The organism is Streptomyces alkaliphilus (assembly GCF_014141535.1).
Lineage (GTDB): Bacteria > Actinomycetota > Actinomycetes > Streptomycetales > Streptomycetaceae > Streptomyces > Streptomyces alkaliphilus.
Window position 1 is genome coordinate 1 of the sequence record NZ_VKHT01000433.1, and the last position, 4,210, is coordinate 4,210.

The following is a 4,210-nucleotide window of genomic DNA, read 5'->3' on the forward strand; positions in this document are numbered from 1 at the left end:
ACTCCAGGGCCTCCCGCACCATCGGCCGGTTCGCCGTGCCGGACGCGCCGGGAACGGACCCCGCGGCGTTCCTCCCCGCCCCGGAGGTTCTCCGGCCGATGGTGCGGGAGGCCCTGGAGTCGCGGGCGGAACTTCTCGCCACCGCCCCCGCCGAGCGGCTGTTGCTGCACGGACGGTTGTCCCAGGGCTCGGTGCTGGCCTCAGACCCGGAGCGGGCGCCGTGGCTCGCCGTGGGCCCCGAACCGGTGGTGGGGGAACGGGCCTGGGAGCTGGCGCGGGTCGCCCGGGACCGGCCGGAGGACCTGGTGGCGACCTCCGCCGGCCCGGTGCGGGTCCGGCGGGCGTTGGACCGGCTGGCCGACTCGGTCGAGGTGGACCGCGAACGGCTGCGGGGTTGGACGGTGTTCCGCGCCGTGGAGTCGGGCGTGCTCCGTCTGGCCCGGGGCGACCGGCTCGGCGGGGAGGCCCTGTTGGAGTTCGCCTCCCGGCTGTGAGCGTTCGTGGGTCCGGCCGGCCGGACCCACGTCACCCGCCGGACGGCGCCGGCCCTCGAGGGCCGGCGCCGTCCGGTCCGGATCAGGCGTCGGTGTCGTTCGCGTCGCCGCCGTGCACGGCGGCGACGAGCAGGGACAGCGCCTCCTCCACCGGGTGCTCGGCGCGCTCCCCGGTGCGGCGGTCCTTCACCTCGACCCGACCCTCGGCCGCTCCGCGTCCCACCACCAGGATGGTCGGCACCCCGATCAGCTCGGCGTCGGTGAACTTCACGCCAGGGGAGACACCCGCCCGGTCGTCCACCAGCACCCGCACCCCGGCGGCGCCGAGGCGATCGGCGAGTTCCAGCGCCAGTTCGGTCTGCAGCGCCTTGCCGGCGGCGACCACGTGCACGTCGGCCGGGGCGATCTCGCGCGGCCAGCACAGCCCCTGCTCGTCGGCGGTCTGCTCGGCGAGCGCGGCCACGGCCCGGGAGACACCGATGCCGTAGGAGCCCATGGTCACCCGGGCGGGCTTGCCGTCGGGCCCCAGCACGTCCAGCTTCAGCGCGTCGGCGTACTTGCGACCCAACTGGAAGATGTGGCCGATCTCGATGGCCCGGTCCAGGGTCAGCTCCCCGCCGCACCTCGGGCAGGGGTCACCGGTGCGGACCACGACCACGTCCAGGTACCGGTCGACCGTGAAGTCCCGGCCGCAGACCACGTTGCGGGCGTGGACGCCCTCCTTGTTGGCCCCGGTGATCCAGGAGGTGCCGGACGCCACCCGGGGATCGGCGAGGTAACGGAACGACTTGCCCGCCATCCCCTGCGGACCGACGTAGCCGCGCACCAGCTCCGGGTGGTCGGCGAAGTCCTCGGCGGTGACCAACTCGACCCGGGCGGGGGCCAGGTGCTCGGTGAGCTTGCCGAGGTCGACCTCGCGGTCCCCGGGGACCCCGACGGCGGTGATCTCACCGTCGACGGTGATCAGCAGGTTCTTCAGGGTCGCGGAGGCCGGCACACCCAGGTGTTCGGCGAGCGTCTCGATGGTGGGGGTGTCCGGGGTGTCCAGCTCCTCGATGGCCGGGATCGCCGCCACCGTGTCGGGGTCCACCGGCGGGACGGTGGTGGTGACCGCCTCGGTGTTGGCCGCCCAGCCGCAGGCGGCGCACTGGGCGAAGGTGTCCTCGCCGGCGGCGGCGGGGGCGAGGAACTCCTCGGAGGCGGAGCCGCCCATGGCTCCGGAGATCGCCGAGACCACCCGGAAGTCCATCCCCAGGCGCTCGAAGATCCGCAGGTAGGCGGCGCGGTGCAGGTCGTAGGAGGCGGCCAGCCCCTCGTCCGTGAGGTCGAAGGAGTAGGAGTCCTTCATCAGGAACTCGCGACCGCGCAGGATGCCGGAGCGGGGGCGGGCCTCGTCCCGGTACTTGGTCTGGATCTGGTAGAGGATCACGGGGAGGTCCTTGTAGCTGCTGCACTGGTCGCGCACCAGCAGGGTGAAGATCTCCTCATGGGTGGGACCGAGCAGGAACTCGGCGCCCTTGCGGTCGGTCAGCCGGAAGAGCTGGTCACCGTAGTCGTCCCATCGGCCGGTGGCCTCGTAGGGCTCCTTGGGCAGCAGGGCGGGAAGCAGGACCTCCTGGGCGCCGATGGCGTCCATCTCCTCGCGGACCACGCGGGTGACGTTCTCCAGGACCCGGCGGCCCAGCGGGAGCCAGCTCCACACTCCGGCGGCGGTGCGGCGGACGTAGCCGGCGCGGACCAGCAGGTTGTGGCTGATGGTCTCGGCGTCGGCCGGCGCGTCCCGGAGGGTCTTGAGCATCAGACGGGACATGCGCTGGACGAGGGCGGGCATGGGGGCACTCCTGCGATGGGCGGTGAGGGCTGCGGCCCGTGAACCGGGCCGGGCACAGGAGCCTATCCGGCCGGGGCGCCGGGTGCGTCCGCCGTCTCCGTTTCGGGGCCGCTCCCGGGCGGTTCCGGGGTCCGGCCGGACCCCCGCGGCCCGTTCCGCGTCGTCGCTGCCGGCGCCCTCAGCGGGCCAGCGGCAGGTGGGCGCCCATCACCGCGTAGGGACGCGGGGCGGAGGGGAAGGCGACCCGACGGGCCAGGTCCCGGTACCCGAGTTTGCGGTACAGGGCGCGGGCCGGGGTGTCGGCGTCGATGGCGGACAGCAGGGAACGCGGCCGGCCGCAGCGGTCGGTCAGGGTGGTGATCAGCGCCCGCCCGATGCCCAGCCCCTGGTACTCGGGCAGCACGTGCAGTTCGGTGATGGTGAAGGAGTCGTCGAGCCAGTCGTCGAAGCCGTTGGCGCGCAGGTGCGGCTCGACCACCGAGGCCCACCACTGGGTGCGGTCACAGGGCAGGCCGTAGACGAACCCGACGAGGGTGTTGTCGGGCAGGGTGGCGCCCAGCGCCCGCGAACCGGGGGTGGCCACGTGGCGCAGCACGATGTGGTGTCGGACCCGGGCCTCGTCCTCCGAGAGCCCGAAGGCCCGCGCCTGCACGGCGAGCGCCTCGTCCACCCGGACGGTCAGGTCGAGCGGACCGATGACGGCTTCGTCCATGCCGCGAGATTAACCTCCGGGGGGATGGAAGTCCCGGCCGGGTGGTGACCCGGGGCCCCCACCGGGGCGGACCCGGCGACGGAAACCGCCGGGGAGTGGGAGCGGAACGGGCACGAAACGGGCACCGACATGCGGCTTCGGAGTCGATGAGGTGGGAATCGGACGACCACGTCCGGGAGAGTCGGCGCCCCGGCCCGGGGCCGAAACGCGACCGGGATCACGTCGAGTTCCGGCCGGCCGGCCGGAATCAGGTACCTCGGTGGTCCGGCCGACTCAGAACAGGACACTCATCAGGGCCCCGACCTCACGGAAGCCGAGCCGCCGGTAGACGGCCAGTGCCGGGGCGTTGAAGTCGTTGACGTAGAGACTGACCACGGGCGCGGTGTGGGCCAACGCGTGCCGCACGACGGTCGCCAGTCCCGCGGTGGCCAGGCCCCGGCCGCGATGCCCGGGGGCCGTCCACACCCCCTGGAGCTGGCACACCCCGGGGGTGACGGCCCCGATCTCGGCCTTGAAGACGACCCGGCCGTCCTCCACGCGGACGAAGCAGTGTCCGCGTCCGACGGTGTCCGCCAGCCGGGCCTGGTAGGCCAGACCGCCGTCCGCCGCGGCGAGCGGGGAGACCCCGACCTCCTCGGTGAACATGGCGACGGCGGCCGGCAGCACCAGCTCCATCTCGTTGCGCCGTACCGGGCGGACCAGGGGGTCGGAGGTGATGCCGGCGGGTGGCTCCCCGGTGGCCATGAGGGGTTGACGGGGGCGCAGTTCCCGGGCCGGCCCCCAGCAGGGGCGCAACTGGGACCAGAGCTCGGCGGTGGCCTCGGCGGGGCCGACGATGGAGGAGCACTGCCGGCCGTGCAGCAGGGCCCGTTCGGCGAAGGCCCGCACGGCGCCCGGTCCGGCGCACACCGGCACCAGATTGGCACCGGCGTAGCACAGGGCTCCGAGCCGCCCGCGCCGGTACCAACCCCACATCTCGCCGCCCAGCCGGGCGGGGTCCAGCCCGGCGTCCAGGACCCGGGCCGTGACGAAGGCGTTGGCGACCGGTTCGCGGTCGAGTACCTCGAGGGCGTCGTCCAGATCGGCGGGTTGCAGGACCCGCGTGGTGGGTGAGGTCAGCACGTGTGGCCTTGCCGAGGAAGGAGGTCAACCACCGGGCGGGGTGGTGGGAAT

General features: G+C 73.8%; 4 protein-coding genes. 1 reads left to right on the forward strand and 3 read right to left on the reverse strand.

Annotated elements, in window-relative coordinates:
• Positions 1-494: aminoglycoside phosphotransferase family protein (locus FNQ90_RS14415; protein ID WP_228471183.1), on the forward strand; the 494-nt coding region annotated here is incomplete at its 5' end.
• 82 nt (positions 495-576) lie between these two features.
• On the opposite strand, the gene FNQ90_RS14420 is transcribed toward FNQ90_RS14415, so the two are convergent.
• The 3 genes from FNQ90_RS14420 to FNQ90_RS14430 all read right to left on the reverse strand — a co-directional run bounded on the left by FNQ90_RS14420 (position 577) and on the right by FNQ90_RS14430 (position 4,159).
• Positions 577-2,325, reverse strand: coding sequence for a proline--tRNA ligase (locus FNQ90_RS14420; RefSeq protein WP_182606757.1), 1,749 nt, complete (start codon positions 2,323-2,325; stop codon positions 577-579).
• Positions 2,326-2,503: 178 nt separating this feature from the next.
• On the reverse strand, positions 2,504-3,037 hold the full coding sequence (locus tag FNQ90_RS14425) for a GNAT family N-acetyltransferase (protein WP_143622086.1): 534 nt from the start codon (positions 3,035-3,037) through the stop codon (positions 2,504-2,506).
• 273 nt (positions 3,038-3,310) lie between these two features.
• Positions 3,311-4,159 (reverse strand): GNAT family N-acetyltransferase, encoded by an 849-nt coding sequence (locus tag FNQ90_RS14430; protein WP_182606758.1) that lies wholly within the window; start codon positions 4,157-4,159, stop codon positions 3,311-3,313.
• Positions 4,160-4,210 lie beyond the last annotated feature (51 nt).